Below are 15,255 nucleotides of genomic sequence, written 5' to 3' on the forward strand. Positions count from 1 at the left end.
CGCTATCCCTTGATGCCGCCGGACGAGATGCCGTCGATGAAATATTTCTGCGCGAGGAAGAAGACCGCGAGCGCCGGCGTCAGCGCCAGCACGGACATGGCGAGCACGCGGTTCCACTCGAACGCCTCAGTGGTGTCGATCGAGAGTTTCAGCGCCAGCGAGACCGGATATTTGTCGACCGACGAAATGTAGATCAGCGGCCCCAGGAAGTCGTTCATCGTCCACATGAACTGGAAAAGGCAGACCGAGATGAGCGCCGGCATCAGCAGCGGCACGACGATGAAGATCATCGTCTGCCAGGTGGTGGCGCCGTCGACGCGGGCGGCTTCCTCCATGTCGCGCGGGATGGCGCGCAGGAACTGCACCAGCATGAAGACGAAGAAGGCGTCTCCTGCAAAGGCAGACGGCACCCAGAGCGGCAGGAAGCTGTCGAGCCATCCCAGATCGCGGAAGAGAAGATATTGCGGAATACGGGTCACCACATTCGGCAGCAGAAGCGTCGCGATCAACGACGCAAACAGCAGCTTCTTGAACGGGAACTCGAAGCGGGCGAACCCATAGGCCACAGCGGTGCACGAGATGGCGGTGCCGATGACCTTGGGGATCACGATCCACAGCGTATTCAGGAAGAATGTGCCGAAGGAATAGGGCGTCGAGGTCTGCCAGCCCTTGATATAACCGTCGAGCGTCGGGTTTTCCGGCCAGAAGCCGGGATTGGCAAAGATCTCAGAATTCGTCTTGAACGATGCCCCGATCAGCCAGATCAGCGGGTAGAGCATCAGGAGGCCGACAGCGGCGAGCATCAGATAACGCAGCATGATGCCTGCCTTGTGGCGGCGATGCTCGCGGGCACGGATGCCGGCAACCTCGCCAACCGTCGACGGATCATGGGAGAGAACGTGTTCGGTCATGGTCAGCTCCTCTTGTCGCCGGCGTAATAGACCCAGTGGCGCGAGGACCAGAAGGCGATGAGGGTGAGCGCCATGATGATGACGAAGAGGACCCAGGCGATGGCCGATGCATATCCCATGTCGAAACGCTTGAAGGCTTCGTCATAGATGTAGATCGGCAGGAGATAGGTGGACTTCAGCGGGCCTCCTTGGGTGATAATGTAAGGGCCGTTGAACTCCTGGAAGGCCTGGACCATCTGCATGATCAGGTTGAAGAAGATGACAGGCGTGATCAGCGGCAGGGTGATGTAGATGAAGCTCGTCCACTTGCCGGCGCCGTCGATGGAGGCGGCCTCATAGAGCGTCCTGTCGATGCTCTGCAGCGCGGCCAGGAAGATCACCATGGCCGAGCCGAATTGCCATAGGCGGAGCAGGGTGATGGTAAAAAGCGCATTGGTGGGATCGCCGAACCAGTTGACGGATTCGAAGCCGAGCAGGTTCAGGCCCATATTGACGAGGCCGACATCGGCAAAAATGTAGCGCCACAGCACCGCGATCGCGATCGAACCGCCGAGGATCGAGGGGACGTAGTAGGCCGTGCGGAAGACGTTGATGAACTTCAGCTTGTAGTTGAAGATCACGGCCATGAAGAGCGCAAAGGCGAGCTTCAGCGGCACGGTCGTAAACACATAGACGAGCGTCACCCAGAGCGATTTGCGGAAAGTGCGGTCGTTGGTGAAGAGCTTGACGTAGTTTGCCAGACCGATGAAGATCGGCTCGTCCATCAGGTTGTAGTTCGTGAAACTCAGATAGAGCGAGGCGACGAAGGGCACTGCCGTGAAGATCAGCAGCCCGATGATGTAGGGCGATAGGTAGAAGAGCCCGAGGAACCGGCTGTCTCCGCTCATGTTGCTTTCCCCGCTTTAACAGGTGCCTCCGACAGGCGGTGCATCGCCGCGGCAATTCCCCCGCGGAACAGGCCTGCAGTATGATCGCGAGACAATGCCGCCCGGTTGAGGAAGCGGTCGCCGATATAGGCTATATTAAACGAAGAGACAGTTCCCGTATTGTGCATCGCAAATTCTGGCATAGGAATCCCCGGGGGTCCGATACGTATCGGGCACCCTGCAGATTTCCGCCATTTCCTCCCAATCTGGCCCTCTGATGTGTTGAGGTTTCAGCTCCTGCGCTGATAATCTCATCTTGGGGGCGGGATCAAATCGACAAATTGGGGGAAAAGGATGGACGAAATTGAAGGTAGCGTTCTGGCTGGAATTCCCATGGGGGCACTCGCCCTGACGCTGACGCGTTCAACCATAAGGATGCAGCATTCCCATACCTGGGGTGTCGACAAATCGAACAGCGTCCATGACCTGATTATATGCCTAACGGGCTCGGCTCGTTACGAGGTCGAGGACGAGACGATCGACATGGCGCCGGGCAGGGCCATGCTTCTGCCTGCCGGCGTACGCTTCGTCGGCTACTCTACGTCAACGGAGCCCTATACCGGGATTGCCCAGCATTTCACGCTCGATCTCTTCGGGCGCCTCGACATGATTGCGCAGATGAACCTCAGGAAAGCGGTGACGCTTGCCCGCTGGGACATGATGCAGCCATTGACCCGCTACTACCACGACAATGCGCCACCCTATTCCACGACCCTTCTCCAGCATCACCTCTTCATGTTCCTACTGATCGAGTTCATCGAGCAGGCGCATATCGGCTGGAAGGAGCAGTCGGTCGGAAACGTGAACAATCCCGACGCCCTTTCGTTTTCCGTGATGGTTGCCGCCAGCCAGATCGCGGCCGATCCCTTGAACGACGAGATCGTGGAACGGGCGGTCGGCGCGGTGCCCTACAACAGCGATTACTTCAAGCGTGAATTCCGCAAGCGGGTCGGTTGGACGCCGGACAAATATCAGGAGTTCAAGCGGATGGAACGCGCCATGGGACTGATGGCCGGAGGTTGCAGTGTAAAACGCGCGGCCGAACTCTCCGGATATTCGGATGCCTATTACTTCTCCCGAATGTTCAAACGCTATATCGGCATCAGCCCGCTGGGCTACCAGCAGTCGGAAAGAAGAAGCCGAGAAGGAGCGTTTCCGCGAGGCGAAGAGGATGGGCAACTGCTTTACCCGCTGACACGATGAGACCGACAGGAATGTGGCGGGGAGACATTCATGGCACGACATCACAAAGAAGTTCCGGCTTTGCGAAATTGAGCTGTCCCAAGTGGATCATTTCGCGTTATCTGCTGATGGTAGGCTCTTGCTGAAAGGCGGCCATGGCAGCGGCGGACCGTGTTAGGGGATCAGAGACGGCGGACATATGTATCGTCGGCGCGGGGCCTGTGGGACTTGCGCTTGCCTTCAAGCTGGAAAAGCTTGGACTTGACGTCACTCTTCTGGAAATGGGAGCCGATGGCGCTGCCATCGCTGGCAATACAGGCAATATCGAATTCCAGAACGCTCATCACGCGCCTTCGCTTGCGATGTCGCGACCCGGAATTGGCGGCGCCTCGGCGCTCTGGGGCGGACGTTGCGTCGCCTTCGACGACCTGGATTTCGAGAAGCGCGGCCATGTGCCTTTTTCCGGCTGGCCGTTGCCGCACGAATCCCTGCGTTCATATTATCCGGAGGCCTTCTCCTTTCTCAACTGCAGCCCGACGCAAACGGCTCCCGAGAAACTTTGCATCGCCGACGCGTCGATCTCCACCGAGGCGATCGAGCGCTGGAGCCGGCAGCCAGATCTCGGTGCCGAAAGCGCGAGGCGGCTGAACGGCTCCCGGCGGATACGGCTGGTGAATGGCCGAGCCACCGGCATCCGGCTCGATTCCTCCGGCGGGCGGGTCGAGTGCATAACGGTTCATCGAGACGGCGAGGAAATGCATGTTGCAGCCGGGAACTTTGTCCTCGCGGGTGGCGGGCTGGAAAATGCCCGCCTGCTTCTCTCGCTGCAACGGGACAGGTCCGAATTCGGTGGTGGAAGTGAGGGTCCTACCGGGCGGTTCTATCAGGGGCACCTGACAGGGTATATCGCGTTGCTGCACTTGGAGAAGCCCGCCATGGCGAGACAGTTCGCCTTTCAGCTTGACGACCAGGGTTACATCGTTCGCAGACGGTTTCAGGTCTCGACGGCCGTACAGCTGAAGGAGCGGTTACTCAACTGCGTCTTTTGGCTGGATGCCGTCTCGATCGCAGATCCGATCCACGGATCCGGCAGCTTGTCGCTCGTCTATCTCTTCCTGAAGGCTTTGGGGCTCTATCGCCGCCTTTCGAACGGGCTCGCTCCGACATCGAGAGGGACGCAGAACATCAACCGCAGGGAGCACTGGAGGAATATCGTCACCGATCGGCGCTGGCTGATCGATCTATCCGGTGTGCTTCAAAACATGCGCCAGCGGCGCCGCAACCGGTGGCGTATTCTGATCAATCCGAAGGGTCGCTATCTCCTCCGCTATCACGCCGAGCAGGTGCCCAATCCGGAAAGCCGAGTGTTCCTCAAGGCGAATGGCGGGCAGGCGCCCAGCGATGCGTTGGCCGTCGATTACAGGGTGACCGATCAGGATCTGTCATCCGTGCTGAGGTCGCACGAGATTCTGGATGACTGGCTGCGGCGCAATGGACTTGGCCGGCTGGAATATCTGCATGATCCCGATACGCGGCGGCAAGCGGTGTTGAACCAGGCTTTTGACGGGTACCACCAGATCGGCCTGAGCCGGATGGCGGCAACGCCGGCTGAAGGTGTCGCCGATGCCGATTGCCGCGTCCACGGGATAGCCAATCTTTATCTCGCAGGCAGCTGCCTGTTCCCGACGGGCGGGCACGCCAATCCCACCCTGCCGGCCGTCGCACTCGCCCTTCGCCTTGCGGATCATCTCAAGGATCAGTCTGCAGCCGCTCCGAACCGCTAACCGCACCGGCGCTTTACCGAACTGAACGCACCGGCAGACGCCGGAACGAAGGCCTCTTTCCCTTCAACAACGACTGGAGCGGCTTCTCCAGGCATTCGTAGGCGGCGATGCCGGATGCCGTGCCCAGCACGACCGCTATGAAAAGGATCGCAGCGGCGGGAAGCGAGAGCATAAAACCGATCTTGACGATGACGGAGATGGCGAAGGTGTGCCAGAGGTAGATGGAATAGGAGCTGTCGCCCAGGTAGGCGAGGAGAGGGAGTCTGCGCAGACGGGCGCCGGCCTCCATCGCCAGAGCTCCGAGCACGAGAAGGACCGCCAGCGGTCCGCAGGTCAAGGCGTCGAACTCCAACTTCAGCAGATGGATCGCTGCGAAACCCGCGACCGCCGTAGCGACGAGCGCAAGGCCGACTGTCGGGGACGGAAGGCGCCGGGCGGCCCATAGTTTCGCAAGCGCTGCGCCTGCGACAAACTCCAGAATAAGAGGTGCCGTGTAGAACGCCAGGATCGGGTTCTTTGGTTGCAGCAAGGTGCCGGCGATGACGAAGGCGCCGAACAGGAGAGCCAGGGCCAGGAGCCGCGATCCGGGCCTGAGGAACAGGACGAGCGCGAAGAGGGTGTAGAAGAAGATCTCATAATTCAGCGTCCAGCCCTGCACCAGGACCGGCCAGAGATTTCCGCTGCTGGGCGAGGCGATGGGAATGAAGAAGAAGGATCCGAGCGTGTGCGCGGGGTCGAGCCGCAGGTTCGGAAAGACGCCGGCGGCCGCGCCGATCACCATGGCGAAGGTTGCAGCCCAATAAGCCGGCGCGATGCGCAGAAGACGGTTGCGGAAGAAGTGCCCGGGACTGACCGGTCGGCTGTCGCTGATGGCCATCATGATGAAGCCGCTTACCACGAAGAACACGTCGACGCCGGCGGCACCGATTGTGAAGGGCAGGCCCGTCCGTTCGCCGGCGTGGAATATCACGACGGCCAAGGCAGCGAATGCTCTCAGATACTGGATGGAGTATAGCGTCTGCATCTAGGTTGGAGCCTCATTATGGCAGTCAAAACACAAAGAGATGTAGGCGAAGCTCGCTCGGATCAGTTTCGACCCAATCAAGAGCTCCGACGGCCCAGATCGAAGCCGTTTGCGCGTCTAAAGGATGCGGGCGCTCCGGCGCCTTGCGGGTTGCTTCTGCCGGTAGCGAAACGGTCGAAATAGGCCCGGTTTGCCTGGACCTGCCTGATCGCCAGTTTGCCGGTAGCGAAATAGAGCAGGAACGAGCCGACATGGTAAGGATGCATGATGTCGATCTCGACGAAGGACCGGATGAGCAGCAGGCCTGCAATGCTGAAGAGCAGGAGGGATTCCGGGTTCCGGGCCACCGTCAACAGCCGCCTCAAATGACCGGCGAGGGTGGTCAGCAAGATGAAGGTGAGGAGCAGTGTTCCGACCAGTCCCGTTTCCACCATGGTTTCAATGTAGGTGTTATGGAAATGGAAGCCGTTGCGGGACGCGATGAAGAAATCCTGCCAGAGCCTTTCTGCCTCGGAAAATCCGACGACCCAGTATCCCTGATAGCCAATGCCGAATAGCGGGTGCTGGCGGGCCGCCTCGATTCCCTGCTGCCACAGATAGGTTCTGCCGGTCAGGGTCGAATCCTTGCCGAAGACGGAAAGGATCGCGTCCATGGCGCCGAACTGAAGCGCGCCGACAGCTGCAATCACCACCAGAACCAGGGAGGCGGCAAAGAAGATGCGCCGGGTCCGGGGCGACAAGGACATGATCGCCTGCATCCCCAGACAAAGCGCTATGACACCGAGCGTGGTGATGACCGAGGTCGCCGATTTCGATGCCGCGAGCGAATAGGCTGAAAGCAAGCCGCTTACGGCGGCGCCGACGAGCCAGACAGATCGCGCCCGGAAGACCAGGATTGCGGCATAGGAAAAGAAAGCGCCAAGCGAGGCATAAAACCCAAGCTGGTTCTTTGAGGAGAAGGCGCCGACGAAACTGTAGCCGCCATCGATGGCGTCGTAGAGATAGGTGCCGAAAAGCAGCGAATACATCAGCACGACGGCAGTGCCGACGATCGCGCCGCGGGTGAGGGTCTGTGTGCTTATTGTCCGAACGGCGATCAGCGCACAGATGATGTGCGTGAGATACTGAATGGACGTCCGCAACGATACGCCGAAGGCAGGCGACCAGAAGGCGGAAAGAAAACAGAACAGCGCAAAGCTGAAGATCCAGATGTATTTCAGATAGTTGCCCAGCACCCGCCGATAATCGACGAGCACCAGCAGGAACCAGGCGCCATAATAGGCAAGGATCGAAATCTGCCCGAACCGGCTCGAATAGGCAAAGACGAAAAATGACAGCGCGATAGCCGCGATGCCATAGATCTCGTTGCGAGCCGGATCGATCAGCGCAGATTTGGCGATCCTCATGCCGTCCTCACTGCATCAGGAGTTCTGAGCTGACCTTGATGACGTCGCCGGGCAGAAGCCTGTCGTTTTCGCCGACAGTCATCTCCTTCGGCCCCTGGCCTTCGTCCCTCACCACCAGGTATTTGATCGTGGCGGAGTGGCCGGCGGGATCGAATTTTAGAGCTTCTGCCGATTGTGCCAATGCTTCGGACATCATTTCGCGGCTGGTAGTGAGCTGCAATCCGAGCTTTTCGAGCTCGGCCTCGGTGTCCTGCAGCTCCTTGGCGCGCTGCGCCTCCCAGTCGTTGCGAAGGTTGACTTCGTCCTGATTGGCCTTGTTGATGTCCTGTTTGGCGCGCAGCGCGGCCGTGTCCGTATCGAGCATGTTCGATTCGAGGTCTGCCGCGCGTTCCTCGGCCGTCAGGCGCCGGCTCGAGGTCGCCAACCCCTGTTCCGTCAGACGCGCCATCTTGTCCCGGTCATCGTTGACGAGTTGCAACTGGCGTTTCTGCGTTTCAGCCTTCCGGTTGAGGGACTGCACCTCGGTTTCGAGAAGGCTGCGAAGGTCCGCCAGGGCCTTTAGCTGAAGTTCATAGCGATCGCGGCGGGACTTCATGAGAGCCGCTTCGCTAGCGATCAACTGGGCGGCGTTTGGAACCTTTTCCAGCTCCGGAGGCATCTTGATTTCCGGCGCGCGGGCGATTTCTGCTTGCAGCCGTGCACGACGGGCCAGCAGTCTGCCGCGGGCCGAATCGTAAACCGCAGCGTCGCCGCGGGCATCGATGAAGTCACGCGCGAAACGCTGTCCGGCATCGGAACGGCGAAGCCCCCCCGAAAGGCTGACGGCCTTCAGCACGGTCAGATTGGGTGCATAGGGATATTCGCCGGGTGTAGTCACGTCGCCGGTGACAAAGACCGGACGGAACTGGGCGATCTCCACCGAAGCGGACGGCAGGTTGCGCAGCGCGAACTTGCCGCGCAATTCCTCGCCGATGATTTTCGCTACATCCCCGGTCGTCTTCCCCGCGGCGGGGAGGTCGCCGATGAACGGAAGCGAAAGCGAGCCAGTAGGGCCGATCGTATAGTCGCCGCTGACTGCGTCCCAGTTGCGCACGGTACCTTCGGCCGGCTGCCATTCCGCCACACGGATGCGCAGCTTGTCCATCACGCCGAGGCGATAGCTGTTGTCGTCCGCCAGGACACTGCTGGTCAGCGCAAGAAATGCGCCGGTCAGAAAGCATAAAACACGCAAGCTCCTCGCGGAGGCGGTTCCTATCTGCATGGGTTTTTTCCTCAAGTGGCGTGGAATTGCTTCCACGCTCCGGGTCCATCATTTTCCGATCCGGTCAGACGACCGAGTTCAGATCCTGTGGAAGAGAAAGAACGATCAATAACTGCCGCGTGCCATGCAAACAGCAGGGATGGTTCTCACAATGATTGCGACATCGCCGAGAAGCGACCAGTTCTGGACATACTGCGTATCGAAGGCGATGCGGCTTTCGTAGGAAACATCGTTACGGCCGCTGATCTGCCAAAGGCCGGTAAGGCCCGGGCGGGTCCGAAGGTAAAAGGCGGCAAAGCTGTCATAAAGGTTCAGCTCTTCGTCCACCACCGGCCTTGGGCCGACCACGCTCATTTCTCCGCGCAGAATGTTGAGGAGCTGAGGCAGTTCGTCGAGGCTGAGTTTACGCAATACCGTTCCCACGACTGTCACTCGGGGGTCGTTCTTGAGTTTGCGGGTCGCCCGCCACTCTTCCGCAGCTTGCGGATTGTCTCGGAGGTAATTCCGCAGAATTTCATCGCCATTGACGGCCATTGTGCGGAATTTCAGGCATTTGAACGTGCGGCCGTTATGACCGATCCGACGATGTCCGTACAAGATCGGTCCATTGTCGGAAAACTTTACCAGCGCCGCGATCATAATGAAAATGGGGCTGAAAAGGAGGAGTGCGAGGGCGGCGGCTGTTATGTCGAAGCTTCGTTTCGCCAAGCCGCCGGTGGGGAGAATCCTGCCGGCTTGGTCAGAAGTTGAAAACGGCGAACCTGCCGAACGTGTCGCTGACTTCATAGAGTGAACTCCATTTAGGTTTTGCGATAGTCGGTGCCATTACGGCGCGTATTAGCGTGCAATGTGATAATAAGTCTGTGTTCGGAATTTGATGCCAGTCAAATTTTTGGCTCAACCATCGCCGGATGGTCGGCCGCCCCGCTGGCCCACCCTATGACTGGTTGCTTCTATTGCAATTTATGCTGATGAAAGCCGGAAAATTATTGTAAGGCTCTCGTAGAGACGGTCTGGTTACCAATATTATTCGTACTCCCTTATCTATAGATCACGCGTTCTCCCGCTTGCATTTCAGCTATACTCCCGCCGGCTTCTTTGCCGCTGGGACCAAAGTAGCTTGCAGCTAGGACCAAAGGCCCACTCCTGTTGCGCCGCAATACAATGGTGCGCTGCAATAAACGCCGGTTGGCCTTCTTAAGCTTTGTAACAAAAGTTGATCCGGCCTCGGTCCGTCTGAGCGACGGAAACGGAAAAAACGTTCCAGCGCTTGCGAACCGGGGCAAAAATATGGCGAAAAGGTGGCAATGATCTTGCGACGGCGAGCCAGAAGAGAGAAAGAAACGAGATATTTAAAAGGAACCTGCGGAACCTTACGAAAGTTTCACTAACAGTCCGGCACAATGGGCGCAGGAAAACTTGAATCCTCTCTTGCAGGCTCTTATGGTTGTTGTTGTGGGAGAGGAGCCGAAAGACCGTCAAGCCAAGCAAGTTTGCGGTCGGGAGGAAGGATCATGTACGCACCGCGCGTCTTTGTCAGCATGACAGGGGTACTAATCGCTTTTGCGGTGTCGGCCTATTTTATGACCGACTCGTTTTATACGGCCTTTATACAGACGCTTATCTGTGCCGTCATTCTTCAGGTCGGTTATTTCATAGGCGTTCTTTACCTGGTGCATCGCGAAAAAAAGTACCGTGAAGAGGCCGCTTCTCCGGATTCGGTCTCTTCGAAAAGCGCCAGGGAAAGCAGCCGGCGGGACACGATGCGCGCCGATGCGGCTCCCAACGTCCCTGCAAGCGATGCCTAGCCTCGAAGGTTTTTCTACCCTTTCCACATCGCGGCCACTTTCCTAAGTCCATAGTTCCCGTGACCGATGAAGCATGGAGACCGCTATGGCCGGAACTGCTCACCAGACGATCTGCGTCATCATCGCGGCCAAGGATGCCGCGGATACCATCGGAATAGCCATCCGATCGGCCCTGCAAGAGGCTCAGGTCAGCGAGGTCGTGGTAGTGGATGATGGCTCGACCGACAGGACCGCGGATGCGGCGCGTGACGTAGACGACGGTACCGGCCGGCTTAAGGTTGTTTCATTCGACAGGAATCGCGGTCCTTCGGCTGCCCGCAACCACGCCATCGCCATGGCGACCGCTCCGCTGATTGCGATTCTGGATGCCGACGATTTCTTCTTTTCCGGTCGTTTCGAACCGATGCTCGCCGAAGACGACTGGGATCTCATTGCCGACAATATTGCCTTCGTCCACGGGCAGGCAGAAACGGTCCGGCCGGAGCATTTCCAAGCCCGTACGCGCACCATGCCGCTTGTTGAATTCGTGGAGGGCAACATCTCTCGGCGCGGCCTGAAGCGAGGCGAAACAGGCTTCCTGAAGCCGGTGATCCGGCGGTCCTTCATTGAGGCGCATCGCCTGCGCTACAAGGAGGAAATGCGTCTCGGTGAAGATTATGACTTCTATGTCCGGGCGCTTGCCAAGGGCGCCCGCTACAAGGTGATCGAGCATTGCGGTTATGGCGCCGTGATACGGGCAAATTCCCTGAGCGGTCGCCACCGGACGGAAGATCTGCGCCAGTTCTACGAGGCGGATGAGGCCATCCTCGCGGATCCGGGACTGCCGCCGGCGGCGCGTGACGTCATCAAGCAGCATAGAGATCATATTCGCGGCAAATACGAGCTACGTGCCTTCCTGGACGTCAAGTCGAAGGCGGGAAAACTCGCTGCGATCCGCCACATGCTGGGGCGGCCGCAGGCGTTTCCCGCCGTTGTCACAGGTATCTTCTTCGATAAGCTCGATCTCTTGCGCGCGAAGTCGGGAGTACCGGCCGAAGCGCCCGCGATGCGTTATCTGCTGCCGGGCATTCCCGCCGCTCAGAAGTAATCCCTGCGTATTCCGTCGAGAACCGTGCGAAATTTCTGTTTCTTCTCCTCAAGAACGCTATCCGGGCTAAGCCGCGGTTCAGCCCGGCTCGCCTGCCAGAGAGCCAGCACGGAGGGGGCCGCAAGAAATTGCTTGGCCACGCCCCGAAGCCCGTTCTGGGGCGGGGCAGGGCGGACGATGACCTCGCCGGCAGGCGCTTCGGAAGCTGTTGGGAAAGCCGGCGGCTGTTTGTCGAAACGCATGCCCCAGAAACGCGATTGTTTGGCCGCCGCTTCAGCGCGCGTCGAGACTGGAACGTAGCGCGGCTCATAGGTCGTGCCTACGGAGCTTGCCCAGTCGTTCCATTTGAAATTGTTGATGGAACGAGACGTGCTGACTGCCACCCAAGGCACCCGGAATGCATCCGCAAGGATGGCCCCGTGCATGGATTCGGCGACGATCAGCTCCGACTGGGCGATGTGTCGGATCACCGACTTCGCCTCGCCTCGGGGGTCGAGATAAGTGAGGCCTACCGGCTCGCAGACGGCCCCCCACATTCCGTATTCGGCCGATTCCCAATGGGGAATGAAGGTCTTCTTGTGGATCTTCGGAACGTTCTGGAATTCTGGCATGTCAGCGATCATGGCGGCCGGATCGGTGACGCCCATATCGAGCGAAAGCCCGAGTTTTTGGGCCGTCAGAGGCCCGCGCACCGCGCGGACATCCCATTCGGCGGCATTGCCGGTTTCAGGAGGGGTGCCATAACCGTATCCGCTTCCAACGACGAGTTTTTTCTGGCCGCTGGGAAGAAGTACCGGATTGAGTACCGTGCCAACTCCCACCAGCAGAACGTCCGGATGGACGTCCCGGAAGCCCGGAAGCAGGAAATCCCAGAGCCAGAGATTGAGATCGTCGCCGAAATTTCCGTGATGCGATTCCCAGTAGTACGCTTTCATGCGGGCCTCCATGGGATTATGATTGAAAGGGATGTGCGGATATCAGCGCGCATTGCGGCCAAGCTTTCCAGCACCAAGTTCGAAAGCGGCCCGGATGAGCCCCGGGTCGCGCATGACCCAACGGGCGAGCAGACCAAAATCAGGCGATTGCCGCCGTTTGACCCGCCCGGCCTGGCTCCAGAGGGCCTGGCGGCGGGCGGTGTTTTTGTAGGAGGCAATCGACGCCACGTCGCCCGGGCGTGAGCGGAATCGCTCTTCGAGCGTATCGAGTGCTACCCAGGTGTTGAACTGCTGGCGAAGGAATTGCGGCGAGCGGTTGTCGATGCTGTGGAAGATGTTGAGCCCCATTCCGCGGGCCGCGCCCGGCGCATCGCAAAGCAGTGTCCGTTTCGATTTCAGGATGCAGTCGCAGAAGAAGAGCACATCCTCCGCCGCCAACCGCAGCGACGGCTCGAAACGGATGCTTTCGAAGACCGGCCGGCCGATGACCATGCAGGAAAGATGCAGGAAACTCCAATTCTTGAGCATGACGCTCGCCAGGTCCGGCATCTCGATGACCAACGGGTTCTCGGCCACCCGAACGCCGCCCTCCGTTCGCTCGAGCTCGGCCATTCCGAAGTGGTAATAGAATTCCTCACTGGGCTGCATCGAGGCCCAGTAGCACTCCGCGTCGAACCGGGTCATGCTGTCATAGGCATTCTTGAGATGGTCCGGCAGCCAGACGTCGTCGGAATCCAGCAGCGCGACGAATCGGGTATCTGCGGGCACATTGTCGAGACCGGTATTGCGCGCGCCGCCTGGCCCTCCGTTCGGCTGGCGAATGACCCGAATGCGAGATTTCCAAGCTTCATCAATATCTTGAAGCTCAATCTCGGCGGGCAGCGGGGATTCATCATCGACGACGACTATGTCGAAATCCTGATAGTTCTGATCGAAGATCGATGTCAGCGCCCGGCGCAGTATGCCGGCCTCTTTCTGGTAAAATGGGATAACAACCGTGAACGTCGCCATGTTTTCGCCCCTGCTTCCTCAAAGAATTGCAAGCCGTTGACTCTCGTCGGGCTCCGGGTTTAGGCGGCAGCTCGCTGCCGTATTAGACTGAACTCCAGCAACGGGATTTTGACATATGCTCCAGCCAAAGGCGTGAAGCGATCACGCCAAATTCCGGCTGAAGCGGGCTATCAAAGACCGTCACATTCAGGCTGAAATTTGTCACGGCGCCGATTCCGGCAAGAGCACCCATGCCGGAAGATTTCGAATTAACGGCTGAGACGCCTATTTCTCCTGCAGTTTCCGGCCGTGATAGACGCGGTGGATCTCACCATATTTCGCAACGGTGTCTGATGTGCTCTACGAAAAATTCGGCCATTTATCCCTCATGGAGGCGAGGGTCAGTAACTCTGCCTTCTCCGCCTTAATGTGCCGCAAAAGCGCCTTTATTTTGCCCCAATTTAGATGGGTTCAGATCTCGCGCGGTAATCCCGTACGGTCACATAGAACGTTTTTGTCGCCGAGAAACAGATTTTTTTCGCGTGCTGCACTGCAACAATCATCTATAAGAACTTGGCACGAAACCCTTGGAAATTATGATGGGTGCTACAATTTCTGAGGGGTGAAAACCAGTCGAGGCGCGTCGTTGCGAGACCTGTCATCGAACGTTTTTTGCTGCGTCGCCACATTTTGCGCCAAAGTCGGGGCGATCCTTTTTCGGATTGCGGGCTCAAGTCTGCTCTGATTGAAACGGCGGTGAAGGGAGGCACTGCCCAAAAGGGGTGACTCGTTTGACTGTTGATCAGAACATATCCTCCCGTATCAATTTGATGCGTATCCTGCTGATTTCCGGCATCGTCTTCGTGCATGTGCCGCATGATCCGCAGACCAGCCCCTTCATTGGAGCGAACGGGTTCTTCGACTGGCTGAGGGTCTTTCTAGGCGACAGCCTGTTCCGCATTGGCGTGCCATGCCTGAGCGTTATTTCGGGCTACCTGTTGTTCCAGCGCGGCTGGAGCGGGTTCGACTATTCAAAGACACTCCGCTCGAAGGCGAGAACCGTGCTGCTTCCGTTCCTGCTTTGGAACGTAGGCCTGTTTGCTGCGGTGTTCGCTGCTCAGCGCATCGGTATCGGCGAAGGATATTTCCCCGATCTGTGGAATGCTGCGCCGCGCGAATTGCTCAGTTCCGCGCTGGCGACGGAAGAACTGCCGATCAATCTGCCCCTCTATTTCCTGCGCGATCTCGTCGTCTGCATCATCCTTTCGCCGATCCTGGCGTTCCTGGTCCGCCGGTACCCCGGGCCTACGCTCGGCGTCCTGTTTTTCGTGGCGATCCTGCCCGAGGTGACGCTCGGGATCGTGCTGAAGAAAACGATCCTTTTCAGCTTCACGCTGGGAATATTCCTGGCGCTCTACCGGCAGGACCTCAAGGCTCTCGACCCTTTTGCCGGCATCGGAAGTGCAACTGCCCTTGCAGCGGCAGCCCTGCTTTCCGTCGCGCAATACCATACCGGGCCCGACTTCCCCTGGGTTGTCGATCTTGCCCGCAATACCCTGTCGATGCTCGGTGTGGTGGGTTTCTGGCTGATGTCCTCCTTCCTGATTCGGCTGCCTATCAGCCAACGTCTCGCCGCCACCGGCAGCCTGAGCTTCTGGATATTCTGCGCCCATTATCCACTGCTCGTGGTGATGTGGATGGTGTGGAACCGGCTGGCGGGGGATGAGTTCTATCTGCTCTTCTACTTCGGCGCGGCGTTGGGGAGCTTCATCATCCTCGCCTTCTCCAACCGCTACATCTCTCGTGCAATGCCGGCGCTTTACGAAGTGCTGACCGGCAGCCGCGGGCGCAAGGCCAAACTTACCGCAGCTGCAAAGTCCCATTCTCCTGCCGGACTTTCTCGCCCTGGCGAGCCGGCCATGACGCAACAACAAAGGTGAA

At 58.7% G+C, this 15,255-nt stretch carries 14 protein-coding genes; 5 read left to right on the top strand and 9 right to left on the bottom strand.

Annotation, left to right across the window (positions count from 1 at the left end; genetic code table 11):
• Nucleotides 1-2: 2 nt before the first annotated feature.
• Genes C5L12_RS07175 through C5L12_RS28055 form a run of 3 tightly spaced genes read right to left on the bottom strand, consistent with a single transcriptional unit; the run spans nucleotide 3 to nucleotide 1,980 of the window.
• Nucleotides 3-911 carry a carbohydrate ABC transporter permease gene (locus C5L12_RS07175; protein ID WP_165924129.1) on the bottom strand — a complete coding sequence of 303 codons (909 nt, stop codon included), beginning with the start codon at nucleotides 909-911 and terminating at the stop codon, nucleotides 3-5.
• A 2-nt stretch (nucleotides 912-913) separates the two neighbouring features.
• Nucleotides 914-1,798: a carbohydrate ABC transporter permease gene (locus C5L12_RS07180; RefSeq protein WP_105371356.1), complete on the bottom strand. Its 885-nt coding sequence runs from the start codon at nucleotides 1,796-1,798 to the stop codon at nucleotides 914-916.
• Nucleotides 1,795-1,980, bottom strand: a complete 186-nt coding sequence (locus C5L12_RS28055; protein ID WP_157949001.1) for a hypothetical protein — start codon at nucleotides 1,978-1,980, stop codon at nucleotides 1,795-1,797. Before C5L12_RS28055 ends, C5L12_RS07180 begins: the two co-directional genes overlap by 4 nt.
• Nucleotides 1,981-2,131: 151 nt before the next feature.
• Here C5L12_RS28055 and C5L12_RS07185 point away from each other — a divergent pair, with 151 nt between their 5' ends.
• Nucleotides 2,132-3,040: a helix-turn-helix domain-containing protein gene (locus C5L12_RS07185; RefSeq protein ID WP_105371357.1), complete on the top strand. Its 909-nt coding sequence runs from the start codon at nucleotides 2,132-2,134 to the stop codon at nucleotides 3,038-3,040.
• 134 nt (nucleotides 3,041-3,174) lie between these two features.
• Complete coding sequence (locus C5L12_RS07190) at nucleotides 3,175-4,803, top strand: FAD-dependent oxidoreductase (RefSeq protein ID WP_105371358.1); 1,629 nt, start codon at nucleotides 3,175-3,177, stop codon at nucleotides 4,801-4,803.
• A gap of 13 nt (nucleotides 4,804-4,816) precedes the next feature.
• Here C5L12_RS07190 and C5L12_RS07195 read toward each other — a convergent pair whose 3' ends face one another.
• The 4 genes from C5L12_RS07195 to C5L12_RS07210 all read right to left on the bottom strand — a co-directional run bounded on the left by C5L12_RS07195 (nucleotide 4,817) and on the right by C5L12_RS07210 (nucleotide 9,280).
• Nucleotides 4,817-5,827, bottom strand: a complete 1,011-nt coding sequence (locus C5L12_RS07195) for an acyltransferase family protein (protein WP_105371359.1) — start codon at nucleotides 5,825-5,827, stop codon at nucleotides 4,817-4,819.
• Nucleotides 5,828-5,904: 77 nt separating this feature from the next.
• Nucleotides 5,905-7,233, bottom strand: a complete 1,329-nt coding sequence (locus C5L12_RS07200; RefSeq protein WP_105371360.1) for an O-antigen ligase family protein — start codon at nucleotides 7,231-7,233, stop codon at nucleotides 5,905-5,907.
• Between the two features lie 7 nt (nucleotides 7,234-7,240).
• Nucleotides 7,241-8,494 (bottom strand): polysaccharide biosynthesis/export family protein, encoded by a 1,254-nt coding sequence (locus C5L12_RS07205; RefSeq protein WP_105371361.1) that lies wholly within the window; start codon nucleotides 8,492-8,494, stop codon nucleotides 7,241-7,243.
• A 105-nt stretch (nucleotides 8,495-8,599) separates the two neighbouring features.
• The gene (locus tag C5L12_RS07210) at nucleotides 8,600-9,280 is read right to left on the bottom strand and encodes a sugar transferase (RefSeq protein WP_105371362.1); all 681 of its coding nucleotides are present in this window, start codon (nucleotides 9,278-9,280) and stop codon (nucleotides 8,600-8,602) included.
• Between the two features lie 728 nt (nucleotides 9,281-10,008).
• Here C5L12_RS07210 and C5L12_RS07215 point away from each other — a divergent pair.
• Entirely contained in the window at nucleotides 10,009-10,302 is a 294-nt protein-coding gene (locus tag C5L12_RS07215) for an exopolysaccharide production repressor protein (protein WP_105371363.1), read from the top strand.
• An 85-nt stretch (nucleotides 10,303-10,387) separates the two neighbouring features.
• On the top strand, nucleotides 10,388-11,389 hold the full coding sequence (locus C5L12_RS07220; protein ID WP_105371364.1) for a glycosyltransferase family 2 protein: 1,002 nt from the start codon (nucleotides 10,388-10,390) through the stop codon (nucleotides 11,387-11,389).
• Here C5L12_RS07220 and C5L12_RS07225 read toward each other — a convergent pair.
• Nucleotides 11,380-12,324 (bottom strand): polysaccharide pyruvyl transferase family protein, encoded by a 945-nt coding sequence (locus C5L12_RS07225; protein ID WP_105371365.1) that lies wholly within the window; start codon nucleotides 12,322-12,324, stop codon nucleotides 11,380-11,382. The genes C5L12_RS07220 and C5L12_RS07225 overlap by 10 nt on opposite strands.
• A 42-nt stretch (nucleotides 12,325-12,366) precedes the next feature.
• Nucleotides 12,367-13,335 carry a glycosyltransferase family 2 protein gene (locus tag C5L12_RS07230; protein WP_105371366.1) on the bottom strand — a complete coding sequence of 323 codons (969 nt, stop codon included), beginning with the start codon at nucleotides 13,333-13,335 and terminating at the stop codon, nucleotides 12,367-12,369.
• 770 nt (nucleotides 13,336-14,105) lie between these two features.
• Here C5L12_RS07230 and C5L12_RS07235 point away from each other — a divergent pair.
• Nucleotides 14,106-15,254, top strand: a complete 1,149-nt coding sequence (locus tag C5L12_RS07235; protein WP_205839315.1) for an acyltransferase family protein — start codon at nucleotides 14,106-14,108, stop codon at nucleotides 15,252-15,254.
• The last annotated feature ends 1 nt before the right edge of the window (nucleotide 15,255 follow it).

This window comes from Neorhizobium huautlense (assembly GCF_002968575.1).
GTDB lineage: Bacteria > Pseudomonadota > Alphaproteobacteria > Rhizobiales > Rhizobiaceae > Neorhizobium > Neorhizobium huautlense.

Excerpts from the sequence above, each read along its gene's own strand:
- C5L12_RS07175 (WP_165924129.1), bottom strand. The coding sequence starts at position 911 with ATGACCGAACACGTTCTCTCCCATGATCCGTCGACGGTTGGCGAGGTT.
- C5L12_RS07180 (WP_105371356.1), bottom strand. The coding sequence starts at position 1,798 with ATGAGCGGAGACAGCCGGTTCCTCGGGCTCTTCTACCTATCGCCCTAC.
- C5L12_RS28055 (WP_157949001.1), bottom strand. The coding sequence starts at position 1,980 with ATGCCAGAATTTGCGATGCACAATACGGGAACTGTCTCTTCGTTTAAT.
- C5L12_RS07185 (WP_105371357.1), top strand. The coding sequence starts at position 2,132 with ATGGACGAAATTGAAGGTAGCGTTCTGGCTGGAATTCCCATGGGGGCA.
- C5L12_RS07190 (WP_105371358.1), top strand. The coding sequence starts at position 3,175 with ATGGCAGCGGCGGACCGTGTTAGGGGATCAGAGACGGCGGACATATGT.
- C5L12_RS07195 (WP_105371359.1), bottom strand. The coding sequence starts at position 5,827 with ATGCAGACGCTATACTCCATCCAGTATCTGAGAGCATTCGCTGCCTTG.
- C5L12_RS07200 (WP_105371360.1), bottom strand. The coding sequence starts at position 7,233 with ATGAGGATCGCCAAATCTGCGCTGATCGATCCGGCTCGCAACGAGATC.
- C5L12_RS07205 (WP_105371361.1), bottom strand. The coding sequence starts at position 8,494 with ATGCAGATAGGAACCGCCTCCGCGAGGAGCTTGCGTGTTTTATGCTTT.
- C5L12_RS07210 (WP_105371362.1), bottom strand. The coding sequence starts at position 9,280 with ATGAAGTCAGCGACACGTTCGGCAGGTTCGCCGTTTTCAACTTCTGAC.
- C5L12_RS07215 (WP_105371363.1), top strand. The coding sequence starts at position 10,009 with ATGTACGCACCGCGCGTCTTTGTCAGCATGACAGGGGTACTAATCGCT.
- C5L12_RS07220 (WP_105371364.1), top strand. The coding sequence starts at position 10,388 with ATGGCCGGAACTGCTCACCAGACGATCTGCGTCATCATCGCGGCCAAG.
- C5L12_RS07225 (WP_105371365.1), bottom strand. The coding sequence starts at position 12,324 with ATGAAAGCGTACTACTGGGAATCGCATCACGGAAATTTCGGCGACGAT.
- C5L12_RS07230 (WP_105371366.1), bottom strand. The coding sequence starts at position 13,335 with ATGGCGACGTTCACGGTTGTTATCCCATTTTACCAGAAAGAGGCCGGC.